This window comes from Sphingobacterium psychroaquaticum (assembly GCF_004421025.1).
GTDB classification, from domain to species: Bacteria; Bacteroidota; Bacteroidia; order Sphingobacteriales; family Sphingobacteriaceae; genus Sphingobacterium; species Sphingobacterium psychroaquaticum.
In genome coordinates, this window is sequence record NZ_CP038029.1 from 3,040,066 (window position 1) to 3,060,910 (window position 20,845).

Annotated in this window: 16 protein-coding genes; 8 read left to right on the plus strand and 8 right to left on the minus strand. The window is 42.3% G+C overall.

The features are described from left to right. Positions 1 to 35: 35 nt before the first annotated feature. Together E2P86_RS12770 and glpT are read left to right on the plus strand one after the other, a co-directional pair. Positions 36 to 944 (plus strand): glycerophosphodiester phosphodiesterase family protein, encoded by a 909-nt coding sequence (locus E2P86_RS12770; RefSeq protein ID WP_085471276.1) that lies wholly within the window; start codon positions 36 to 38, stop codon positions 942 to 944. A gap of 26 nt (positions 945 to 970) precedes the next feature. Beyond that, the gene (gene glpT, locus E2P86_RS12775) at positions 971 to 2,311 is read left to right on the plus strand and encodes a glycerol-3-phosphate transporter (protein ID WP_085471275.1); all 1,341 of its coding nucleotides are present in this window, start codon (positions 971 to 973) and stop codon (positions 2,309 to 2,311) included. A gap of 31 nt (positions 2,312 to 2,342) precedes the next feature. Here glpT and E2P86_RS12780 read toward each other — a convergent pair whose 3' ends face one another. Continuing rightward, on the minus strand, positions 2,343 to 3,059 hold the full coding sequence (locus E2P86_RS12780; RefSeq protein WP_206367969.1) for a DsbA family oxidoreductase: 717 nt from the start codon (positions 3,057 to 3,059) through the stop codon (positions 2,343 to 2,345). Between the two features lie 182 nt (positions 3,060 to 3,241). On the opposite strand from E2P86_RS12780, the gene E2P86_RS12785 reads away from it, so the two are divergent. From E2P86_RS12785 to E2P86_RS12795, 3 genes are all read left to right on the plus strand, one after another. Then, the gene (locus E2P86_RS12785) at positions 3,242 to 3,802 is read left to right on the plus strand and encodes a helix-turn-helix domain-containing protein (RefSeq protein WP_134433429.1); all 561 of its coding nucleotides are present in this window, start codon (positions 3,242 to 3,244) and stop codon (positions 3,800 to 3,802) included. A gap of 106 nt (positions 3,803 to 3,908) precedes the next feature. Then, positions 3,909 to 4,565 (plus strand): class I SAM-dependent methyltransferase, encoded by a 657-nt coding sequence (locus E2P86_RS12790; protein ID WP_134433430.1) that lies wholly within the window; start codon positions 3,909 to 3,911, stop codon positions 4,563 to 4,565. A gap of 51 nt (positions 4,566 to 4,616) precedes the next feature. Further along, positions 4,617 to 7,265 carry a heavy metal translocating P-type ATPase gene (locus E2P86_RS12795; protein ID WP_134433431.1) on the plus strand — a complete coding sequence of 883 codons (2,649 nt, stop codon included), beginning with the start codon at positions 4,617 to 4,619 and terminating at the stop codon, positions 7,263 to 7,265. A 38-nt stretch (positions 7,266 to 7,303) separates the two neighbouring features. Here E2P86_RS12795 and E2P86_RS12800 read toward each other — a convergent pair whose 3' ends face one another. From E2P86_RS12800 to fabV, 6 genes are all read right to left on the minus strand, one after another. Then, positions 7,304 to 9,598: a GH92 family glycosyl hydrolase gene (locus E2P86_RS12800; RefSeq protein WP_134433432.1), complete on the minus strand. Its 2,295-nt coding sequence runs from the start codon at positions 9,596 to 9,598 to the stop codon at positions 7,304 to 7,306. 78 nt (positions 9,599 to 9,676) lie between these two features. Continuing rightward, entirely contained in the window at positions 9,677 to 10,642 is a 966-nt protein-coding gene (locus E2P86_RS12805) for an NAD(P)H-quinone oxidoreductase (RefSeq protein WP_134433433.1), read from the minus strand. Between the two features lies 1 nt (position 10,643). After that, positions 10,644 to 13,352 (minus strand): carboxypeptidase regulatory-like domain-containing protein, encoded by a 2,709-nt coding sequence (locus E2P86_RS12810; protein ID WP_240775506.1) that lies wholly within the window; start codon positions 13,350 to 13,352, stop codon positions 10,644 to 10,646. 260 nt (positions 13,353 to 13,612) lie between these two features. Then, positions 13,613 to 14,143 carry a ferritin gene (locus tag E2P86_RS12815; protein WP_085471268.1) on the minus strand — a complete coding sequence of 177 codons (531 nt, stop codon included), beginning with the start codon at positions 14,141 to 14,143 and terminating at the stop codon, positions 13,613 to 13,615. Positions 14,144 to 14,301: 158 nt separating this feature from the next. Next, positions 14,302 to 14,667, minus strand: a complete 366-nt coding sequence (locus E2P86_RS12820; RefSeq protein WP_085471267.1) for a hypothetical protein — start codon at positions 14,665 to 14,667, stop codon at positions 14,302 to 14,304. A 140-nt stretch (positions 14,668 to 14,807) separates the two neighbouring features. Continuing rightward, entirely contained in the window at positions 14,808 to 16,004 is a 1,197-nt protein-coding gene (gene fabV / locus E2P86_RS12825; protein ID WP_085471266.1) for an enoyl-ACP reductase FabV, read from the minus strand. 192 nt (positions 16,005 to 16,196) lie between these two features. Between fabV and E2P86_RS12830 the strand changes: the two genes are divergently transcribed. From E2P86_RS12830 to rimK, 3 genes are read left to right on the plus strand one after another with little or no spacing between them, the layout of a single operon-like run. Then, positions 16,197 to 17,375, plus strand: coding sequence for an AIR synthase related protein (locus E2P86_RS12830; protein ID WP_085471265.1), 1,179 nt, complete (start codon positions 16,197 to 16,199; stop codon positions 17,373 to 17,375). Then, on the plus strand, positions 17,376 to 17,825 hold the full coding sequence (locus tag E2P86_RS12835; RefSeq protein ID WP_085471264.1) for an ATP-dependent zinc protease family protein: 450 nt from the start codon (positions 17,376 to 17,378) through the stop codon (positions 17,823 to 17,825). A gap of 49 nt (positions 17,826 to 17,874) precedes the next feature. Further along, a complete protein-coding gene (gene rimK, locus E2P86_RS12840; RefSeq protein WP_085471263.1) occupies positions 17,875 to 18,810 on the plus strand; it encodes a 30S ribosomal protein S6--L-glutamate ligase in 936 nt (311 codons plus the stop codon). 67 nt (positions 18,811 to 18,877) lie between these two features. On the opposite strand, the gene E2P86_RS12845 is transcribed toward rimK, so the two are convergent. Further along, positions 18,878 to 20,845 (minus strand): OmpA family protein, encoded by a 1,968-nt coding sequence (locus tag E2P86_RS12845; RefSeq protein WP_240775507.1) that lies wholly within the window; start codon positions 20,843 to 20,845, stop codon positions 18,878 to 18,880.

Sequence of the window (20,845 nt, forward strand, 5' to 3'; positions counted from 1 at the left end):
CAAGTAAAGCCCCCAAACTGTTTTATAAGAAAGGTATGAAAAACATAAATAAAACATTACTTATATTAGCTAGCGGACTCATATTTGGTTGTTCGATGCAGAAAAATACACCAAGTACAATCGACAGCTTCCCGACCTTCTCGTACGAAGGACACCGTGGTGCTAGAGGATTGTATCCAGAGAACTCCATTGGAGCGATGAAGACAGCGATAGACTTACCTACGGTAACGACATTAGAAATGGATTGTCACATCACGAAAGATAAAAAAGTAGTCGTTTATCACGATGATTACCTTAATCCTAAGTTTGTACAATATGCAAACGGCGAACAACTACAGGGCGCAGATAACAAAGGTTTGATATACAGCTACAATTATGACGACCTAAAAAAGTTTGATATTGGCAGCAAAGTATATGCGGACTTCCCAGAACAAAAAAAGGTGAAGACGCAAATAGCCTTGTTATCAGAGCTAATTGATGCTTCGGAAAAATATGCGAAAGAAAAGCGTAAAACACCCATGTTCTACAACATCGAAACAAAGAGTGTTAATGGCAAAGATGGGGTGTACCATCCCCTACCGCAAGAATTTTCAGACTTAGTCTTACAAGTCGTCATTGATAAAGGAATTGCAGCGAGAACAGTCATCCAATCATTTGACAAACGCACAATTCAGTATATCAACAAAATTTATCCGCAGATAAAAACATCCTATCTGATCGATGCAAAAAACAAAAAATCGATCAAAGAGCTGATCGAAGATTTAGGGTTCACTCCTTTTATCATCAGTCCAAACTACAAATTGGTCAACAAAGATTTTATGGCAGATGCACGTCGCAGTGGGGTGAAAGTGATTCCATGGACAGCTAATGATAAAAATGAAATCGATCGTTTAAAATCCTTAAAAGTCGACGGTATTATTAGCGATTATCCCAACCTCTTTTAACCTCAACCTTTTTAACGTAAATCTGCATGTTACACCTATTTAAGCCGGCGGAACACAAACCGCAACTGCCGGCAGAACGAATTGATCCCGAATACAAAAAACTGCGTTTACAGGTATTCTTGGGTATCTTCATCGGATATGCCGCCTACTATTTTGTGCGGAAAAACTTTTCTTTTTCTATTAAAGATCTACAGGATAATTTAGGCTATACCAAAGCACAACTTGGTTTCGCCATGTCAGCCCTATCTATTGCATATGGATTGAGTAAATTCTTTATGGGTAATGTATCGGACCGTAGTAATGCGAGATACTTCCTCGCAACCGGACTTATCCTCTCTTCGCTCACTATGATTTTTATGGGGTTCTTCTCCTTTGCAACCTCTTCGGTAGCAGTCATGTTTGGGCTCCTTTTCATCAATGGTTGGGTCCAAGGTATGGGCTGGCCCGCAAGCGGACGAGTGGTCGTACATTGGTACTCTATTAAAGAAAGAGGTACCGCCATGTCGATATGGAACCTTGCCCATAATGTGGGCGGCTTCCTGGTTGGACCATTAACCATCTGGGGCGTGGAGCTATTTGCTGATTGGCAAGCGCGCCTTTACTTCCCAGGGATGATTGCGATCCTCGTGGCCTTTGTTTCTATTTTATTGGTTCGCGACACACCACAGTCTTGTGGTCTTCCGCCAATCGAAGAATATAACAATGACTACCCGAAAACATACGATGCTTCACAAGAGAAAGAATTCACAGCGAAGGAGATCTTTTTAAAGTATGTCCTAAACAATAAAATGCTTTGGTTTATAGCGATCGCAAATGCCTTTGTCTATTTAGTTCGAAACGGTATTATCAACTGGGCGCCGACCTTTCTACAAGAAGCAAAACATTTCTCTGCCTCAGAAGCAGCATGGTCCGCTTCTTTCTACGAACTTGCAGCAATCCCAGGTACCATCCTTTGTGGTGTCCTGAGTGATAAAGTGTTTAAAGGAAGACGAGCTCCGGTCACGATAATCTATATGGCCCTAACGTTCCTTGCTGCCTTTGTATATTGGCAAGCACCAGGCGAAAACGTGTGGGTGATTAACATAGCACTTTGGTCAATTGGATTCTTAATCTACGGCCCAGTGATGCTTATTGGTGTACAGGCGCTAGACTTGGTTCCTAAAAAGGCTGCAGGAACAGCTGCCGGACTAACAGGCTTGTTTGGCTACTTTATTGGGGATCTACTCGCCAACGCCGCATTAGGCTCTATTGTCGATAAAAGCGGATGGAGTGCTTCTTTCGAACTTATTCTAGGCGCCTGCATTTTGGCGATCGTCTTCACAGCGATGACATGGAATAAAGAAAAAGATTTCTTACGATTGAAATAAAAAAAACAGGCTTCCAAGGAAGCCTATTTTTTTATTCACATCCTTCGGGGCCACAACTTGGTCCCTCAATGACTTCAAACGGAGAAGCGGGATTTTCCTTTCGCCATTCGGTAAAAGCTTTCTCCATCGTCTGTTTAAACACGTCCACATCTTGTGCGCCAGAGATCGCGTACTTCCTATTGTACACAAAGAATGGAACACCGCGAACGCCTAGTTGCTGTGCTTCATATAAATCCTCACGTACCGCATCACGATACTGTCCGGCCTCCAACGCTTTTGCTAAACCGGCCGTATCCAAACCTAGTGCTGCAGCCAATTCTTGCAACACACCGATATCATCCACATTTTTTCCTTCCGTAAAATAGGCCTTAAACAACAATTCTTCTGCTTCATCCTGCTTGCCAAATGTTTTCGCAAAATGAGAAAACTCATGCGCCCGAAAAGAATTGGCAACAACAGCTTTATCAAAATCGTAATCTAACCCTACGGTCTTAGCCATTTCTGCTACTTGCGCAGTCATCGCTTTAGCCTGCGCAACAGACATCCCCTTATTCTCCGCTAAATAATCATATGTTGTAATATCCAGATTAGTCTCCAATGTTGGGTTTAATTGATAACTTTTCCATTCCAACTCAATCTGATCTGCAAAAGGTAAGTCTGCCAACGAAGCCTCGTACCGCCGTTTACCAATATAGCAAAAGGGACACATCACATCGCTCCAAACTTCAATTTTCATTTTCTTCTCCATAAACTACCGTATTAATAATATTAAAGTTAGCGAATAGCAGCCGTATTGCCGATTACACCTACGAAAAATGACGGTCTACCGATATTCAACAACCCACAAAAGTAATTTCCACGTCACATCCATATCCCACATTTTCAGTTCAGCAATATTTTATCTATTTTCGACATTATCACGTTAAATCCATGGAGCTGTTCATAAAAAATATGGTCTGCGATCGTTGCAAAATGGTTGTAAAAAACGAAGTAACCGCCTTAGGCCTTACGGTTACCCAGATTGAGCTGGGTAAAGTTACCGTTTTGGAAGAGCATATAGACCCCGTAAAGGAACAACTAGAGCAAAAGCTCAACACACTGGGCTTTGAGCTCTTGACCGATAAAAAAGTAAAAACAGTCGAGCAAATAAAAAACCTGATTATCGCCTCCATTCACCATAGCGATGATAACTTAAAAGTAAACCTCTCTGACTACCTTTCCGAGAAGCTAAACAAAGACTATAATACCATCAGCAGCTTGTTTCGTGAGGTTGAGAAAAACACCATTGAAAAGTTCTTTATTAGCCAAAAAATTGAACGCGTGAAAGAACTCTTGGCTTACGATGAGCTCAACCTTAATGAAATTGCCTTTAAGCTTAACTACAGCAGCGTTGCCCATTTAAGCAGTCAATTCAAGAAGATAACCGGCATCTCCCCTTCGGTGTTTAAAAAGCAAGCAGAGGATAGCCGTATTGCGTTGGATAAACTGTAAAACCATTTCAACCTACCGTAAAATTATATAAACCATACATCAAATTATGTAACATTTCCCCTTTCTGATTGTTGATCTTTGTATAGTGATTTAACTCATTGTATATATGGAGGATATCGATAAATTAAAGGAAATAGCAGATCAACTACGCATGCCCACAGGAAAAAAGGGCGAAGAGATGGCTTTGATGATGCAAACCACCAACGCGAATATGACGCAGCATGCTGTAGCTCACCTCCACGTTGGAGACGGGGATACCGTACTGGAACTGGGGCATGGCAATGCCGACCATATCACACCGCTCCTAAAAAAATATAGCGGAACGACCTACCACGGACTAGAAATTTCGGATTTAATGCAACAAGCTGCACAACACAATAATCAATTGTTCGTTGATCAAGGTCGTGCTCAATTTACGGTATACGATGGTCAAACTATTCCCTATACAACCGAAACCTTCCATAAAATATTGACCGTAAACACGATTTATTTTTGGAAAGACCCGCTCAATCTCCTACAGGAACTGCACCGCGTGCTAAAGCAGGATGGCCTACTGGCTATTACGTTTGGTTTAAAACAATTTATGTCAACCTTACCCTTCACTGCATTTGGTTTTCAACTTTACGATGCGGAGGAAATAGAGAAACTCGCTTTGCATGTCGGTTTTCACATACAGGCGGTGGAAGAAGAGTTAGAATCAGTAAAAAGTAAAACCGGTGAGCTCGTAAATCGCCGCTTTGCAACCGTCCTATTGCGGAAATAAGACAACGTTTACGAACTATATACATACAACGATATAAAACCGTTACAAGATATGAATAAACAATTCAAAATATTAGGTATGACGTGTAGCGGCTGTCAAGCTACAGTCGAAAAGAAACTCAATGCATTAGAAGGTGTACACGCACATGTAAATCTAGAGAAAGGTATCGCAGATTTACATATGGAAAAACCATACACCCTACACCAGCTTCAAGAACAGCTGGGCGAAGATGGGCCGTACCAGATTGTAGCACTAGACTCCACCGAGAAAGCAAAACAAGTGGAAATCGCTGATTCCCCTAGTGGCAAGTACATATGTCCGATGTTCTGCGAAGGACACGACAAGACCTACAACGAAAAAGGTCGGTGTCCGGTCTGTAACATGCACCTAGTCCCTATCGAATCCTTAAAAGATATAGATCACAGCATGCATGTACCCAGTGGCACGATGAAACCGAGTGCCGACAACGCGGGTAAATACTATTGCCCGATGATGTGTGAAGGGGATAAAGTATACGATGAGTTTGGCTCCTGTCCTGTCTGCGGGATGAATCTGGAGAAAATACCAGCGCTCACTTTGAAAGTGGAATACAGCTGCCCGATGCACCCTGAGATTGTGCAAGATAAACCAGGAAACTGTCCGATTTGTGGTATGGATCTCGTTGCGAATCAGGTTGATGATGCGGGGGACGAAGTCTATCAAAATCTACTTAGAAAACTTTGGATTAGTGTTGCGCTAACTGTGCCTGTATTTATTTTGGCCATGGGGGATATGCTTCCGGGAGCTCCTGTGAGCCAAGTTATTTCGCCAAAAATTAACGGTTGGATACAATTGATCTTGACGACACCTATTGTTTTTTATACCTGCTGGATGTTCTTTACCCGTGCATGGACCTCATTCAAGACATGGAACCTGAATATGTTCAGTTTGATCGGTTTAGGCGCGGGGGCAGCATATGTATATAGCATCGTTGCGCTGCTGTTTCCGCAGATCTTCCCCGATGAGCTAATCGGTCATCACGGCGATGTGGCATTGTATTTTGAGTCGGCGGCGGTGATCCTAACTTTGGTGTTGTTGGGGCAGGTTATGGAGGCAAAAGCACACTCCAAAACCAATACAGCGGTTAAGGAGCTGATCAAACTTTCCCCTGCCGATGCGATCCTCGTAAAAGACGGTCAGGAAAAGAAAATATCCGTATCCGATATTCAGATTAGCGATATCTTGCGCGTACGCCCTGGTGATAAAATCCCAATCGATGGTACCATCACCGAAGGCTCCAGCAGTATTGATGAGTCGATGATCACGGGCGAATCAATTCCCATGGAAAAAAGCGAAGGTGATGCCGTGATTGGTGGTACAATCAATGGTAATCAAACCTTCTTGATGAAGGCCAAACATATTGGTAGTGAAACACTGCTGGCACAAATTATCCAACTGGTCAATGACGCCAGCCGAAGTCAAGCTCCAATCCAGAAGCTAACAGATCGGGTATCACGAATCTTTGTGCCTATCGTCATCGCTATCGCCATTATTACCTTCATCGTGTGGTACTTTAGCGGCATCGACAACAGCACCGCTTTTGCTTTCACCAACTTACTGGCCGTTCTGATTGTCGCATGTCCATGTGCACTGGGTCTAGCAACACCGATGTCGGTCATGGTGGGTATCGGCAAAGGAGCTAAAAGTGGCATTCTGATCAAGAATGCAGCAGCTTTGGAAAAGCTCCAAAAGGTCGATACGCTTATCGTAGATAAGACGGGGACCCTGACTGAAGGTCGTCCTTCTGTATCAGGCATTACCAGCGGACATGAAAAATTTAAAGAAAATGATGTCTTGCAGATTGCAGCATCCATTAACAAAAGCAGCTCCCACCCGCTAGCCGAGGCCATGGTAAACAAAGCAAAGGAGCACGGTTTAGCTTTACTAGATGTAACAAATTTTGAAAACATCAGTGGTAAAGGGGTATCCGGAAACATCTTTCATATGTCCGTACTTTTGGGCACACGCAAGCTGATGGAGGAGAATGGCGTGGTACTGCCACAACATCTACAAGAAGAGATTGTTACAGCACAAAAGCAAGGAAACAGCATTTCTATCTTAGCCATCGATCAGCAGTATGCGGGTCTATTAACGATCATCGACCAGGTCAAAGCCACCAGTGCTGAAGCGATCAAGCATATTCAAGCACAGGGGATTGACGTGTATATGTTTACAGGAGACAACGAGAATACAGCGCAAGTTGTGGCTGATAAGACCTATATAAAACATATTAAAGCCAATATGCTTCCGGGAGATAAGTTAAACGAAATTAAGAAGTTGCAAGCGCAAGGAAAAGTAGTGGCAATGGCAGGTGATGGGATCAACGATGCTCCGGCCCTTACGCAAGCCGATATCGGAATTGCAATGGGTACAGGAACAGATATAGCGATTCAGAGTTCAGAAATAACCTTGGTCAAAGGCGATCTTAAAGGGGTTAATAAAGCAATCACATTGAGCCATCAAATGATGCGTAATGTAAAACAGAACCTCACCTTTGCTTTCCTATACAATGTCATCGGGATACCGATCGCTGCCGGTCTACTTTACCCCACATTTGGGATGTTGATGTCACCCATGATCGCTGCTGCAGCCATGAGTTTAAGTTCAGTCTCTGTTATTCTAAACTCCTTGCGGCTCAATTCATCGTCCTTAGAGAAATAAGTAAAACAAAAAAGAGCGCAAAGGCGCTCTTTTTTGTTTTACTTATCGTCTTTACTCAGCGAGAAAGGTAAATCACCTACCGCTGTTCCGCGACTCGTATTAGGCTTCGCCTGCATATCAAAACGCAAAGTCGCTCCCTGTATCAAATCACTGTGTTTTACAAAGTTCTTTGTATACGCTTTACCATTCCATTGCAAGCTATTTACGTACTTATTTGCATCCGAATTATTATCAGCTTGAATCACCACTTTCTTGCCATTGGAAAGATTCAGTACCGCTTTCTTGAAAAGTGGAGCGCCTAGCACATACTCATCAGTCGCCGGCGTTACCGGATAAAATCCTAAAGCAGAAAAAACATACCAGGCCGAAGTCTGTCCATTATCCTCGTCGCCACAATAGCCGTCAGGATTTGGGGTATACATACGTTTCATCGTCTCACGTACCCAATGCTGCGCCTTCCATGGTGCGCCGACATGATTATACAAATAAATCATGTGTTGAATAGGCTGGTTTCCATGCGCATACTGCCCCATATCTGCGATCTGCATTTCCCGGATTTCATGGATCGGAAAACCATAATAAGAATCATCGAAAATTGGTGGCAACGTAAAGACCGAGTCCAATTTTGTTTCCATTGCTTTATGTCCGCCCATTAACTTAGCCAGACCTTCAACATCCTGGAAAACAGACCACGTGTAATGCCAACTGTTCCCTTCCGTGAAAGCATCTCCCCATTTAAATGGATTGAATGGCGATTGAAAGGAACCATCTTTATTTTTGCCCCGCATTAAACCTGTAGCTGGATCAAATAGCTTCTGGTAATTAAAAGCACGCTTTTTATACAAATCAATGTCGGCTTTCGATTTTTTCAAAGACTTTGCCAATTGATAGATTGTAAAATCATCGTACGCGTATTCCAACGAGCGCGCTGCATTTTCATTGATATCAACATCGTACGGCACATAGCCTAATGTTGTATAATAAGAGGCTCCCGCCCGTCCAACAGCGGTTAGGGGGCCCGCATTATTCGCACCGTGCAATAACGCTTCATAGAGCGTTTCTATATCCTTTGAACGAATGCCCTTCACCCACGCATCAGCCACCACAGAAGCTGAATTATTTCCAACCATCACGCTACGATAACCCGGACTTGCCCACTCCGGCAACCAGCCTCCTTCACGATAGGCATTGGCCAAACCCTCTTGCATCTTAACACTCACCTCGGGGTACATCAGATTCAAGAAAGGAAATAAGCTTCGGAAAGTATCCCAAAAACCGGTATCTGTAAACATATATCCCGGCAGTACTTTCCCGTTATACGGGGAATAATGAACCACCTGACCGGTCGCATCAATCTCATAAAACATGCGTGGAAAAAGCAGCGAACGATACAGACAAGAATAAAATATCCGCATATCATCAATGCTTCCCCCTTCAATTTCAATTTTCTTTAACTCCGTATTCCACGTTTCCTCCCCTTTTGCAACGCGTTGATCAAACGTAGCACCATCTAGCTCTTTTAAGTTGAGCTCGGCCTGCATAGGAGAAATAAAAGACGAAGCCACTTTAGCCAATACTTGTCCTTTAGCCTTAGCAACCTTAAACCCAACCAGCGCGCCGACGTGATCGGCCTTTACCAAATAACGACCATCCGTCAACACCGAATCGGCAAAAGTAGCTACATTCGCGAAAGGCGCATCAAAAGTCATCACAAAATAGTTCTTAAAATTATCGGGTACCCCCCCACTATTTTTTGTCGTATAACCAATAATCTTTTGCTCACCAGGTATTACTTCCACATAGGAACCTTTATCAAAGGCATCGAGTAAAATATAAGCTTCATCTGTTTTCGGGAATGTAAAACGAAAATAGGCGGCCCGTTCGGTCGGTGTTATTTCAGTCGTTACATCATAATCCGCTAGGTATACCGAATAATAATGCGGCTTCGCCACCTCTGCTTTATGCGAAAAGTAGCTGGCACGCTTATCCTGATCAAATGTTTTGACACCCACCATCGGCATAATGGAAAACTGACCATAGTCGTTCATCCATGGAGACGGTTGATGTGTTTGCTTAAAGCCTCTAATTTTCTCTGCCGTATACATATACATCCAGCCGTCGCCCATCTTACCTGTTTGAGGACTCCAAAAGTTCATCCCCCAAGGCATAGCGATCGCCGGATAGGTGTTCCCTGTTGACAAGAAATACGTAGATTGCGTTCCCACCAATGTGCTTACCAAATCAATGGGTTTATCAACTTTCTCTATACGCTGGCTTTTACCGATCAAAATACTACCCGCCAACAAAACGGTTGTTAGAAACTTTAGCTTCATAAAACAGTAGGTTTAATGTTTATTTTGGCAAGATAAATAAAAAACGACATAATTACACTGCTAAAAGTATTTAGCTACCTAAATAACTAAAGCAAGCTTACCAAGGAAATCACCAGATTCAAGTAATTCATGCGCCTTAGCGGCATCCTCCAATGGAAATGTTTTATATAATTGTGGACGAAATTTTTGCCCAATTAAAGACCATACATGGTCATAGACCGCCTGGGTGAGTTCTATTTTAAAAGAAAGGTCTCGTGCACGCAGTGTACTACCGGTAAGCAACAAGCGCTTTTGCATCATTTTCAAGATATGAAGCTCAACCTTTACACCGCCAACAGCATTGACATGTATCAAACGTCCATCCGGTGCCAGCATATCGATATGCTTGCTAAAATACGAACCACCAATACTATCCAAAACTACGTCCACCCGTTCCTCCTTCAATACCGCTGCAAAGTCTTGTTCCTTATATGGAACAACCACATCTGCCCCCAACTTTTCGCAATATGCACCTTTTACAGCGTCGCCAACCGTGGTAAAAACCCGTGCGCCAAAAGCCTTCGCCAACTGAATCGCAGTCGATCCTATGCCTCCCGAGCCGCCATGTATCAATACCCCTTCGCCAGCGACCAACTGCCCCCTTCGAAAGAGATTATCCCAAACGGTATAAATCGTTTCGGGGAGTATTGCCGCTTCCGCAAAAGAAAGTCCAACCGGAATCGGTAAACACATAGCAGCATGGACAGCGACATACGCTGCATAGCCACCGCCCGCTACTAAGCTGCATACCTGATCGCCCACCTTCCATCGCGTTACGGCGCTTCCCACTTCCTCAACGATACCGGCCACCTCAAGCCCCGGAATATCGGCTACGACACCTGCTGGCGCCGGATAATTTCCTTTGCGTTGAAAGTGATCTGGTCTATTAATTCCGGCGGCTTTTACTGCAATAAGCACCTCCTCCGACCCTATTGTTGGACGCTCGCGCTCCTGCACCATAAGAACCTCGGGGCCACCAAACTCGGTAATCACAACTGCTTTCATATTACTTCTTTTTAGGATACTTCTGCAAACGTAAGTTAAGACTGACCATAAAGTATCGCCCTAAACGATTGTTTCGTGCTTCATACAAGTCATTCCCGATATACTCGCTGTAGGTACCCATATTTTTATTCTGATCCAATAAATCGTATCCCTGAAAACGTAACAGAGCCAATCTATTTTTCATAAATGAAAACTCAATATAGGCATTGATAATCGTCGGGTTATTATTCATGAAGCTACTTTCATATCCTTCATTGAAGCGTTGCGACATTTCGGCACCCAGCGTGATATAATCATTGAGATACCCCTTCGTTGCCGCTCCGAGAAGCAAGCTCTGCGCGGTAATCTTTGTCCGGTACGGCCAGGTATAGGTCGCATTGTTCAACATATAATTTGCATTGAAAACCGACTCAAAATAGTCACTCCACGAATAACGCAATTGCATGGATTGCGAATAGATAAATTGTTTGGTTAGATTACGGGTATCATTTACAAAAGCCAAATTGTTGTAATAGTCTGTATTCCCAACCACATCTAACTGTAAATTCTCACTAAACAAAGGCGTGTTGAACAAGAAGTACCACTTCAGATCATAATAACCATCTGTGTTCTTAAATGTGGTTTGTTGGATGGTCGAATTAGCAAGAGCTTTTTTATCGGATACGATTTTATTCAGAATAAAATTATACGCAAAATTGGTTTCAAAATACTGCCCCTTTGCGGTAATAAATTTACGCAACATTGTCGAAATACGATTGGCAAACTCTGCTTTTAATTCTGGATTTCCAACAATGATATGCTGCAGATTGGTGTTATCGGTAATAGGAATAATATGCAAAAAATTAGGTTGATTATTTTTACCGATATAATCGACACTCCAATCTACTTCGTCATTCAACCGCCATTTAAAGCCTGCTGTGGGCACCAAGTTTACATTAGCATATTCATAATACAAATCCTCCCTCGGCAAGTTACCGCTTAAAACCAGGGGCTGTACGGCAAAGCCTATATTTGCACGGAACATCTTGTTGGGGGTGTACTGGTAGTTTAACCCAGCACGGCTACTCATAAATCGGTAGTCATAATGAACGGCTAACGAATCGACATAATAAAGACTTCCTTTTTCCGCACTCTTCAACTTATCTTCCACTCGTCTCAACGTCCGCATATTGGTCAGCTCATAGTCGTAAACAATTTCTAAGAGACTGTAAGGCGAAAATGGCTCTACATAAGAGATCGAGGCTTTAACACCGTCGGTTCCGTTATTCTGACGCACATAAAGCTCTTGCTCTACACGTGTAAACTTTGGTGTCGCCGTAGACGAATCGATCAGTACATAGCGGTCCTGTACATCCTCGAACTTATCATGGCTATTGAAATTTAACACGACACTGCCCAACAACTTTCGGCCTTGCTTTTTAAAGGCCTTGGAATACACGAGATCCACATTGAGGTTCGGGTTTTTATTCAATGAAGTATCCCGGTAGGTACCCACTGTTGATACCCGCTTGTTATTGATCAGGCGATCTTTACTATTTCCAAGATATACGCGGTTGTAAGAAAAAACAGGCTTAATCTCTAAGACATCGTTATTCTTAAAGCGATGCTTGAACTCCGCCGTCATCTTGTGAAAGTTATCATCACTATTGGTTTGATAAGATTCCGAGTTCTGAATAACATTCCACATATAATTGGAGCGTAAGATTGAATTCCCCTGCGTTACATTTTCCTTTCGCGTATAGCTATAACTTGTATTAAACTGTGTTCGAGGTGTTATCTGATCTGAATAATTAAAACCAAGAGACTTCACGGTATTCAATCCATCCGTGGGGTCAACAAAATCGATCACATCTACCAACGTCTTTTCACGCTCTCCACCTCCGCTAGGTGAACCAAATGAAAAGAGACTCGTATTCGTATTGTTGACCGAGCCTAAGATTGAAACTTCCTGTCCGTCATTAAACCGGTTTATACCCATACTGCCCAAAAAGCGATCCCGAGTCCCTCCTCCGGCGGTAACCTGCCCAAAAGAGATACGCTTGCTATCATCCTTCAGCACAATATTTATAATCTTCTCTGGCTCTTCATTCCGGATGCCGCGATCCTTAGCAAAATCGCCATAATAGTTAATGACCTGAATTTTATAGATAAAATCGGCCGGCAGATTTCGAGTTGCCGTAAGAACATCGCCATCAAAGAATTTTTTTCCATCTACCTGCACCGAAGATATGGCTTTTCCCTGTGCATACACTGTACCATCCCGCGACACCTGAATCCCGGGGAGTTGCTTCAAGGCTTCTTCAAGGAGGGAATTCTGTCGAAACTTGAAGGCATCCATGTTGTAATGTATCGTATCATCCGTGTAAACGACAGGGATAGTTTTCACAACATAGACATCCTCGATAAAAGAGTTTTGGGGTTCCAGTATCACATTGGGAATCAGTAGCGAGGTTGCATTTTCTGCAAAGGACACACTTTTCGATACAATCTTATGGCCTAACATGCTGTAGGATACCCGAATATTGGCACCTTTTACATTCTTAAAACTGTAATAACCGGAAGAAGAGCTGGTAACAACGGCCGTATCGCTTGTACTCGTCATTCGAACGGTCACCCCTTTCAGGTTGACGCCCGCAGTATCAACGACATATCCATAGATTTGTTTCAAATTGGACTGCCCACAAAGCGTTCCAAAACTTAAAACCATCATGCAACTGGTTAATAGTAAATATATCAGATACTTATTTTTCTGCACAAAAAAAGGTCTTTACTCCGTGGAGGTCAATATACAAAAAAACCTCTTCAAAAACATATTTTATCTATACACAAAACATCTATAAATTCTCCTAAATATCAGGATAAAACTTACTTGAAGTTACAGTAAGAACGGAAAAAACAAGATTTTCGTATATACAAAAACGGGCTGCTTCAATTGAAACAACCCGTTTTCTTCTTTATGGGAAAATTTGATTATTCTTGACCGCTGAATGTCACTTTCACTAAGTGTTTATCGATCTCCCAACGTCCCGTACCTTCTTCACCAATAACATCGAACAATTCCAGAATGCGACGTGCTACATACTCCTCTTCTACTTGTTCTGCTAAGAACCATTGTACAAAGTTAAAAGTTACATAGTCTTTTGCTTTCATACATTTGTCCGCAATATTATTGAATTGCTCTGTAACGAACATTTCTTGTAATAATGTCTGTTCAAACACACCACGGAAAGAATCAAAATCTGTAGGGATATTTGTTACCTCTGGAGAGATAGCACGACCACCGCGGTTATTGATGTAGTTAAATAATTTCAACATATGCTCACGTTCTTCATTCGCTTGTTTTGCGAAAAAGTCAGCGGAATTGTCTAAACCTTGATCATCACACCATGATGACATCGCTAAGTACAATGCAGATGCATGTGCTTCGATTTTAACTTGTGCGTTTAATATATTTTCGATGTCTTCTGCTAGAGAAGTTTTTAATTTCAATAAATCTTTCATATCTATAGTTGTTACTCGTCTTGTCTTTATGTTAATACTTTCCTCGTATTAACTAATACAAAGATAAAACAGAACAACCTGAAAGCAATAAAAAAAAAGCAATACAAATTCAGTCTAAATTAGACGAATAAACGATAAGTTGTTTAGAATCAATACAATTAAAAGGAAGCGAGCACGGCCTCTTTGCGCAGTATGCGCTTCACCTCGCTGTTGAGTTCAATCATAAATTTAGCACCAGCAAGAACCTCTCTTAGGTTCAAAACATCTTGTGCAGATAAGATAAAGCAGCGATCAGTACGATGTGGCATCACTAGTTCGAAGTCTGCAGTACGGGAAGTGTCAGACAACATCTTTTCAATATCAATCGCATCAATGGTTTTCTTGAACAAAAAGAAATCGGAGATCTTGAACGCCGTCGTCGTGTCCTTAAACTCCAACCAGTAGCAATTCTTACGGCTACACTGATATACAGCGCCAAACGACTCTTTAAAAACCTCTTCTACCTCTGCTAATGGACAAATCATACCTCTGCAATTGCTATTTGATGAGCAAATATAATCCTTATCAAGATTTAATCCAAATAAAATGATTTTAAAAATAAAATGCCCCAAAAAGTATGTATACTTTTGGGGGCATCCCAATTATTTTGTTCGTACCTGCTGTGTTAGTTGATACTTGGTATATCTACTAATTCGTTGCTATCAGCTTCGTAATTAACGGTATCGAAATTAAATCCAAACAGGTGGAAGAAATCATTTCTATAGCCTTCGATATCTGAAATTTCTTCTAAGTTCTCTGTAGTGATTTTTTCCCATAACGCTGCTACCTCTGCCTGTACATCTTCGCGCATCTCTAAATCGTCGACACGGATTCTACCCTTATCGTCCAACTGTAGATCAGCATTGGCGTATAAACGTTCTGCAAAAAGACGTTGCATCTGCTCAATGGTACCTTCATGGATTCCTTTTTCCTTCATCACTTTATAAAGCAATGAAATGTATAGAGGCACCACAGGAATTGCAGAACTAGATTGTGTAACTAAAGCTTTGTTTACAGAAACGTAGCTCACCCCTCCTAAATCGCTTAACAATGCATTAAGTACAGGTACCGTACCTTCTAAATCATCTTTTGCACGACCAATGGTTCCATTTCTATAAATTGGATATGTCAATTCAGGGCCGATATACGAGTACGCTACAGTTTTCACACCTTCTGCAAGGACGCCAGCTGCTTTCAACTCTTCGATCCAGAATTTCCAATCTTCCCCCCCCATTACGGCAACCGTATTTTCGATATCTTCTGGATTTTCAACAGGTTGAATCGTAATATCAGATACTACACCGGTATGAAAATCAACCGTTTTATCCGTAAAAGGTTGGCTGATAGGCTTCAAAACAGACGCGTGCGCCACACCTGTCTTAGGATGTGTACGTCTTGGAGATGCCAACGAATAAACCACTAAATCAACTTGACCTAAATCGCTTTTAATCAAATCAATAGTTTGTTTTTTAATCTCGTCAGAGAATGCGTCACCATTAATACTTTTAGCATACAAACCAGCTGCATGTGCTTCTTTTTCAAAAGCAGCAGAGTTGTACCAGCCTGCTGTTCCCGGTTTACCTGGTGCGGCAGGTTTTTCAAAAAACACCCCTACAGTTGCAGCTTGTGAACCAAATGCAGCTGTAATACGTGATGCTAATCCAAAACCTGTAGAAGCCCCAATTACCAAAACTTTCTTCGGACCGTCCTTGATCTCTCCCTTAGACTTTACATAGTCTATCTGCTCCTTAACATGTTGCGCCGTCCCTTCAGGGTGCGACGTCAAACAGATAAAACCTCTTACGCGTGGTTGTATAATCATATTCTTTTATTTTCTTATCAAAACAACACTGCAAAGTAAATAAAATTAATAGAATAATGCAGAAGTTCCTACCTACTTTATATAATCCACCCTTATATTCCACAAAATAGAAAAAGCCGATAATTACCTTTTCACTTATTTGTTACGTTAGGATTATAGTAATATCATTGGGTTTATTATTTTTGCAACGAGATGTCAGATTTAAAATACAACCAACGAGGTGTATCCGCTGGGAAAGAGGATGTACACAATGCTATCAAAAATATTGATAAAGGATTGTTTCCAAAAGCTTTCTGCAAAATCGTACCCGATATTTTGGGTAATGATGAAGCATGGTGCAATATCATGCATGCCGATGGCGCGGGCACAAAATCTTCTTTAGCATATGCCTATTGGAAAGAAACAGGTGACATTTCGGTGTGGCGCGGTATCGCGCAGGACGCCATTATCATGAATCTTGACGATCTGTTATGTGTAGGTGCACTTGACAATATTTTGTTATCCTCTACAATTGGCCGAAATAAAAATGTAATCCCTGGTGAGGTAATTGCCGAAATCATTAATGGTACAGAGGATATTTTAAGTGAACTACGTGCCTTAGGTATTGGCATTCATTCCACAGGTGGTGAAACGGCTGATGTAGGCGACTTAGTTCGTACAATTATTGTAGACAGTACAGTTACATGCCGTATGAAACGTGAAGATGTGATCTCCAATCACAAAATTAAGGGTGGAAATGTAATTGTCGGCCTCGCTTCTTACGGACAGGCAACTTATGAAAAAGAATATAATGGCGGTATGGGCTCTAACGGCCTAACTTCAGCACGCCATGATGTCTTTAACAAAAGCTTAGCGGAAAAATATCCGGAAACATATGATCCAGCCGTGCCTTACGACCTTGTTTTCTCTGGGGGCTGCAATTTAACAGACCTAATCGAAGTGGAGTCGGGCAAGAAGATTACGGCAGGCAAACTGGTTTTATCACCAACGCGTACTTATGCTCCAGTAATTAAATCTATTTTAGATAAATACCGTTCACAGATTGATGGTATGGTACATTGTTCTGGTGGCGCACAAACGAAAGTATTGCACTTTGTCGATAATGTACATGTGATCAAGGACAATCTCTTTGCTACACCTCCTCTCTTTGACCTGATCCAGAAACAATCCAACACAGCTTGGGAAGAGATGTACAAAGTATTCAACATGGGCCACCGCATGGAGCTCTACGTTCCGGAAGAAATTGCACAAGATATTATCGCAATCTCAACTAGCTTTGGCATTCCTGCACAAATAATCGGTCGTGTAGAAGCTGCTGAACAGAAAAAAGTAACAATACGTTCTCCACATGGAGAGTTTATTTACGAATAAATGGTTAAAACACCGATAGAAAAACTTGTTATTGGCCGTCTTGAGATGGTAGATTTACCAGAATTAGGGCTGTATAATATATATGCGAAGGTGGATACTGGAGCAGAGACATCGGTACTGCATTGTGAAGATTATGAGGTCTTCGAAGAGAAAGGGCATCGGTATATACGTTGTTATATTAATGCCCATCCCGAAAAAGAAGGCACTGAGGCTATGGAATATGTTTTTCCCATACATCGTGAACGTATTATCAAAAGCTCATTTGGACAAGCAGAAACTAGGTATATCTTTTTAACAAAAATAAAATTATTTGATCGCATGTACGACATAAAACTGTCGGTTCGGGATCGTTCAGCAATGTCCTTCCCCATGCTCTTAGGAAGAAACTTCATAAGTAGAAAGTTCTTGGTTGATGTATCCAAGAAGAACTTAGCGAGAGGGAAAAGCTAGGTCTCTATTCCACACCTTCAATTGTAAACTACTGTAAACAAAATATTCCGTGAATATTGCTGTATTATCAACGAATAGAAATCTCTATTCCACTAAACGCCTTGTTGAAGCTGCTGTTTCGAGAGGGCACAACTGTCAGGTTATAGACCATAGTAAATGCTATGTTGGCATCCAACAAGGTAAACCGACTATTCATTTCAAGGGGCAAGATTTATCACATATCGATGCCATTATCCCACGTATTGGCTCCTCATTAACGTTCTATGGCTCTGCTATTGTACGTCAGTTTGAGGTGATGAACGTGGTCTCCGCAAATCCGAGCCAAGCGATCACGCGATCACGCGATAAACTGCGTTGCATGCAAATCTTATCGGGAGCCGGCTTAGGCCTTCCAATCACGGGCTTTGCACGCTCTGTTTCCGATGTGGATGACCTCATCAGCATGGTGGGGGGCGCTCCTTTGGTTATCAAGCTTTTGGAAGGAACGCAAGGCATTGGGGTGGTACTTGCTGAAACGAAGAAAGCAGCCTCTTCTGTAATTGAAGCTTTTTACGGCTTAGGAAACAACATCCTAATCCAAGAATATATCAAAGAAGCAAAAGGTACAGACATTCGCGCTTTTGTAGTAGACGGAAAAGTAGTCGGCGCAATGAAACGTACAGCAAAAGAAGGTGAATTTCGCTCAAACCTGCACCGTGGAGGCAGTGCTGAGATCGTCAAGCTTACTCGTGCAGAAAAGGAAAGTGCCATTTCTGCGGCAAAAGCAATGGGCCTAACCGTTGCGGGCGTAGATATGTTGCCTTCTGCGCGTGGACCATTAATACTTGAAGTAAACTCCTCACCGGGTCTGGAGGGAATCGAAACAGCTACAGGAAAAGACATTGCCGTGGAGATTATTAAATATCTGGAGGGACAACATGCAGTGAAACAAGCTTCAAAACCGACCGTAGTAACACGGAAAGTCAAAAAAGAAAGTAAGCTATAAAAAAAGAGCGGTCCGTGGAGACCGCTCTTTTTTATGGTTCGTAGTTGGTAGTTCGTAGTTTATATTTTTAGTAGGCTAAAACCTCAACCTCTGTACGGCGGTTCGCTTGATGCTCATCATCCGAACACTTCACCCCATTACTACATCTATTAACCAGCCTAGTCTCCCCATATCCCTTCGCCACCAACCTATCCTTACTAATACCATGGCTCACAATGTAATTGACCGCTGCTTGTGCTCTTCGTTGTGATAACGCTTTGTTATATGCGTCGTTACCACGACTATCCGTATGACTTGATAATTCGATCTTCAATGTCGGGTGTTCCTTCATGGTCGCAACCAGTTCATCCAACACTTTAGCCGCGTCCGGACGAATATTGTGCTTATCAAAATCATAGAAAATATTTTCTAACACAAAACGATCCCCAACCACAAATGGAGGTTTCTCTTCATCAGGCTCTAAGGCCAAAGTCACTTTAATGATGGTATCTTTGGTTGCTCGGATTGGTCCTACACTTAATGCATCATCCGAAAAGCCGGTTTTTGAAGCACTGATCTTATAGGTTTCATTCTCCTCAGCATCCACCTTGAACTCTGCTTTACCATCACTCAACACTTTACCCACTAAACGCTGTCCGCCCGCGCTATAAATGGTAACATCTGCACCTGGGAGCAACGCTCTTGTTTTCTTATTTATGGTCACACCTTCCAAGAGAATGATAATTTTTGGTTTTACGTAACCAAAGGAATAAATATCATCACTTCCTCGACCTCTCACTCGATTTGAAGATAAGTAACCCGCATATTCACGCTCTCCCTTCGTCGTAATCACAAAAGCAAAATCATCGGCTGCCGAATTTACGGGGTAGCGCATATTAACCGGTTTGGACATATTCGACCGCGAACCTTTCGCATGGAAAATATCCAATCCACCCATGCCCGCAAATCCATTACTGGAATAATAGAAGTCATCTCCATTTACCGTTGGAAACATCTCATCACCAGCCGAATTTATAGTGGTGCCCGCATTAATTGGTTTTCCCCACGAACCATCGCTCTGTAACTCGGAGTACCAAATATCAACACCACCTTGTCCACCTGGCATATCTGATGCATAATACAATGTTTTTTCATCAGCACTCAAAGCAGCATGTCCAAGAGAATACGCTTTAATATTGTTATATGGAAAAGCCTCTTCACGCCAGACGCCATTCACGCTCTTATAGATGATTAGTTCCAGATTCTTGCGCTTTACCTTTTTATTGTAGGATCGATAACGTTCGCCATCCGTCCCTGGATGCGTACGTGTAACATACAGAACCTCCTCTTTCGCATCCGATGCAATGGGGCCTACGTGGTAGCGCGCATGATTAAAATTCAGCTGCTTAACACTTCCTGCCTCCAATGCATTTTGATCTAATTTTGTCGAAAACACCTTTAGGTAAGACTCCCCAGTCATCCCACTTCTATCCGTTCGCGTCAATTCCGGTTCTGCCGTATATAGGATACCAAAACTAGTCGTCGGTGTAACGCTAAATTCGGCACGTTCGGTATTCACATTTGCTTCGTTATGAAGCGTATGTGCCGTAGGTTTTTCCATCCATATGGCCGCCGAATCCGTACCGGCAATAGCTAAACTCACCTCCGGTGCTGCACCAAACTTACTGACATATTGTTCATACTGCCCCTTCGCTTCGCGATATTTTCCATTTTGCTTCAGCGCTTCCGCATAGTTCAACAACGACTCCTTTTGATAATCTGACCGTTGGACCACCTGGCTATACCATTTTTCGGCCAGATCATAATTATTGAGATACAAATAACTTTCTGCCAGGTGCTCCAGGTCCAAGGTATGGGCGTTCTTTTTTGCCGCAATTTTTTCTAATACCTTCGCGGCATTTGCAAATTCATACCGCTGCAAATATTGCTGTGCTTTCGTTCCCGCACTCGGCTGTTCTTGCGCCATGGCACCCAAAGGTAGTAGCACAGCCCCTAAAAGGCAAGCAGCGAGTGTAGATTTTATTTTTTTATTCAT

Excerpts from the sequence above, each read along its gene's own strand:
- E2P86_RS12790 (WP_134433430.1), top strand. The coding sequence starts at position 3,909 with ATGGAGGATATCGATAAATTAAAGGAAATAGCAGATCAACTACGCATG.
- E2P86_RS12845 (WP_240775507.1), bottom strand. The coding sequence starts at position 20,845 with ATGAATAAAAAAATAAAATCTACACTCGCTGCTTGCCTTTTAGGGGCT.
- E2P86_RS12770 (WP_085471276.1), top strand. The coding sequence starts at position 36 with ATGAAAAACATAAATAAAACATTACTTATATTAGCTAGCGGACTCATA.
- E2P86_RS12810 (WP_240775506.1), bottom strand. The coding sequence starts at position 13,352 with ATGATGGTTTTAAGTTTTGGAACGCTTTGTGGGCAGTCCAATTTGAAA.
- E2P86_RS12830 (WP_085471265.1), top strand. The coding sequence starts at position 16,197 with ATGTCAGATTTAAAATACAACCAACGAGGTGTATCCGCTGGGAAAGAG.
- E2P86_RS12805 (WP_134433433.1), bottom strand. The coding sequence starts at position 10,642 with ATGAAAGCAGTTGTGATTACCGAGTTTGGTGGCCCCGAGGTTCTTATG.
- E2P86_RS12835 (WP_085471264.1), top strand. The coding sequence starts at position 17,376 with ATGGTTAAAACACCGATAGAAAAACTTGTTATTGGCCGTCTTGAGATG.
- E2P86_RS12795 (WP_134433431.1), top strand. The coding sequence starts at position 4,617 with ATGAATAAACAATTCAAAATATTAGGTATGACGTGTAGCGGCTGTCAA.
- fabV (WP_085471266.1), bottom strand. The coding sequence starts at position 16,004 with ATGATTATACAACCACGCGTAAGAGGTTTTATCTGTTTGACGTCGCAC.
- E2P86_RS12815 (WP_085471268.1), bottom strand. The coding sequence starts at position 14,143 with ATGAAAGATTTATTGAAATTAAAAACTTCTCTAGCAGAAGACATCGAA.
- E2P86_RS12780 (WP_206367969.1), bottom strand. The coding sequence starts at position 3,059 with ATGGAGAAGAAAATGAAAATTGAAGTTTGGAGCGATGTGATGTGTCCC.
- E2P86_RS12800 (WP_134433432.1), bottom strand. The coding sequence starts at position 9,598 with ATGAAGCTAAAGTTTCTAACAACCGTTTTGTTGGCGGGTAGTATTTTG.
- E2P86_RS12785 (WP_134433429.1), top strand. The coding sequence starts at position 3,242 with ATGGAGCTGTTCATAAAAAATATGGTCTGCGATCGTTGCAAAATGGTT.
- glpT (WP_085471275.1), top strand. The coding sequence starts at position 971 with ATGTTACACCTATTTAAGCCGGCGGAACACAAACCGCAACTGCCGGCA.
- E2P86_RS12820 (WP_085471267.1), bottom strand. The coding sequence starts at position 14,667 with ATGATTTGTCCATTAGCAGAGGTAGAAGAGGTTTTTAAAGAGTCGTTT.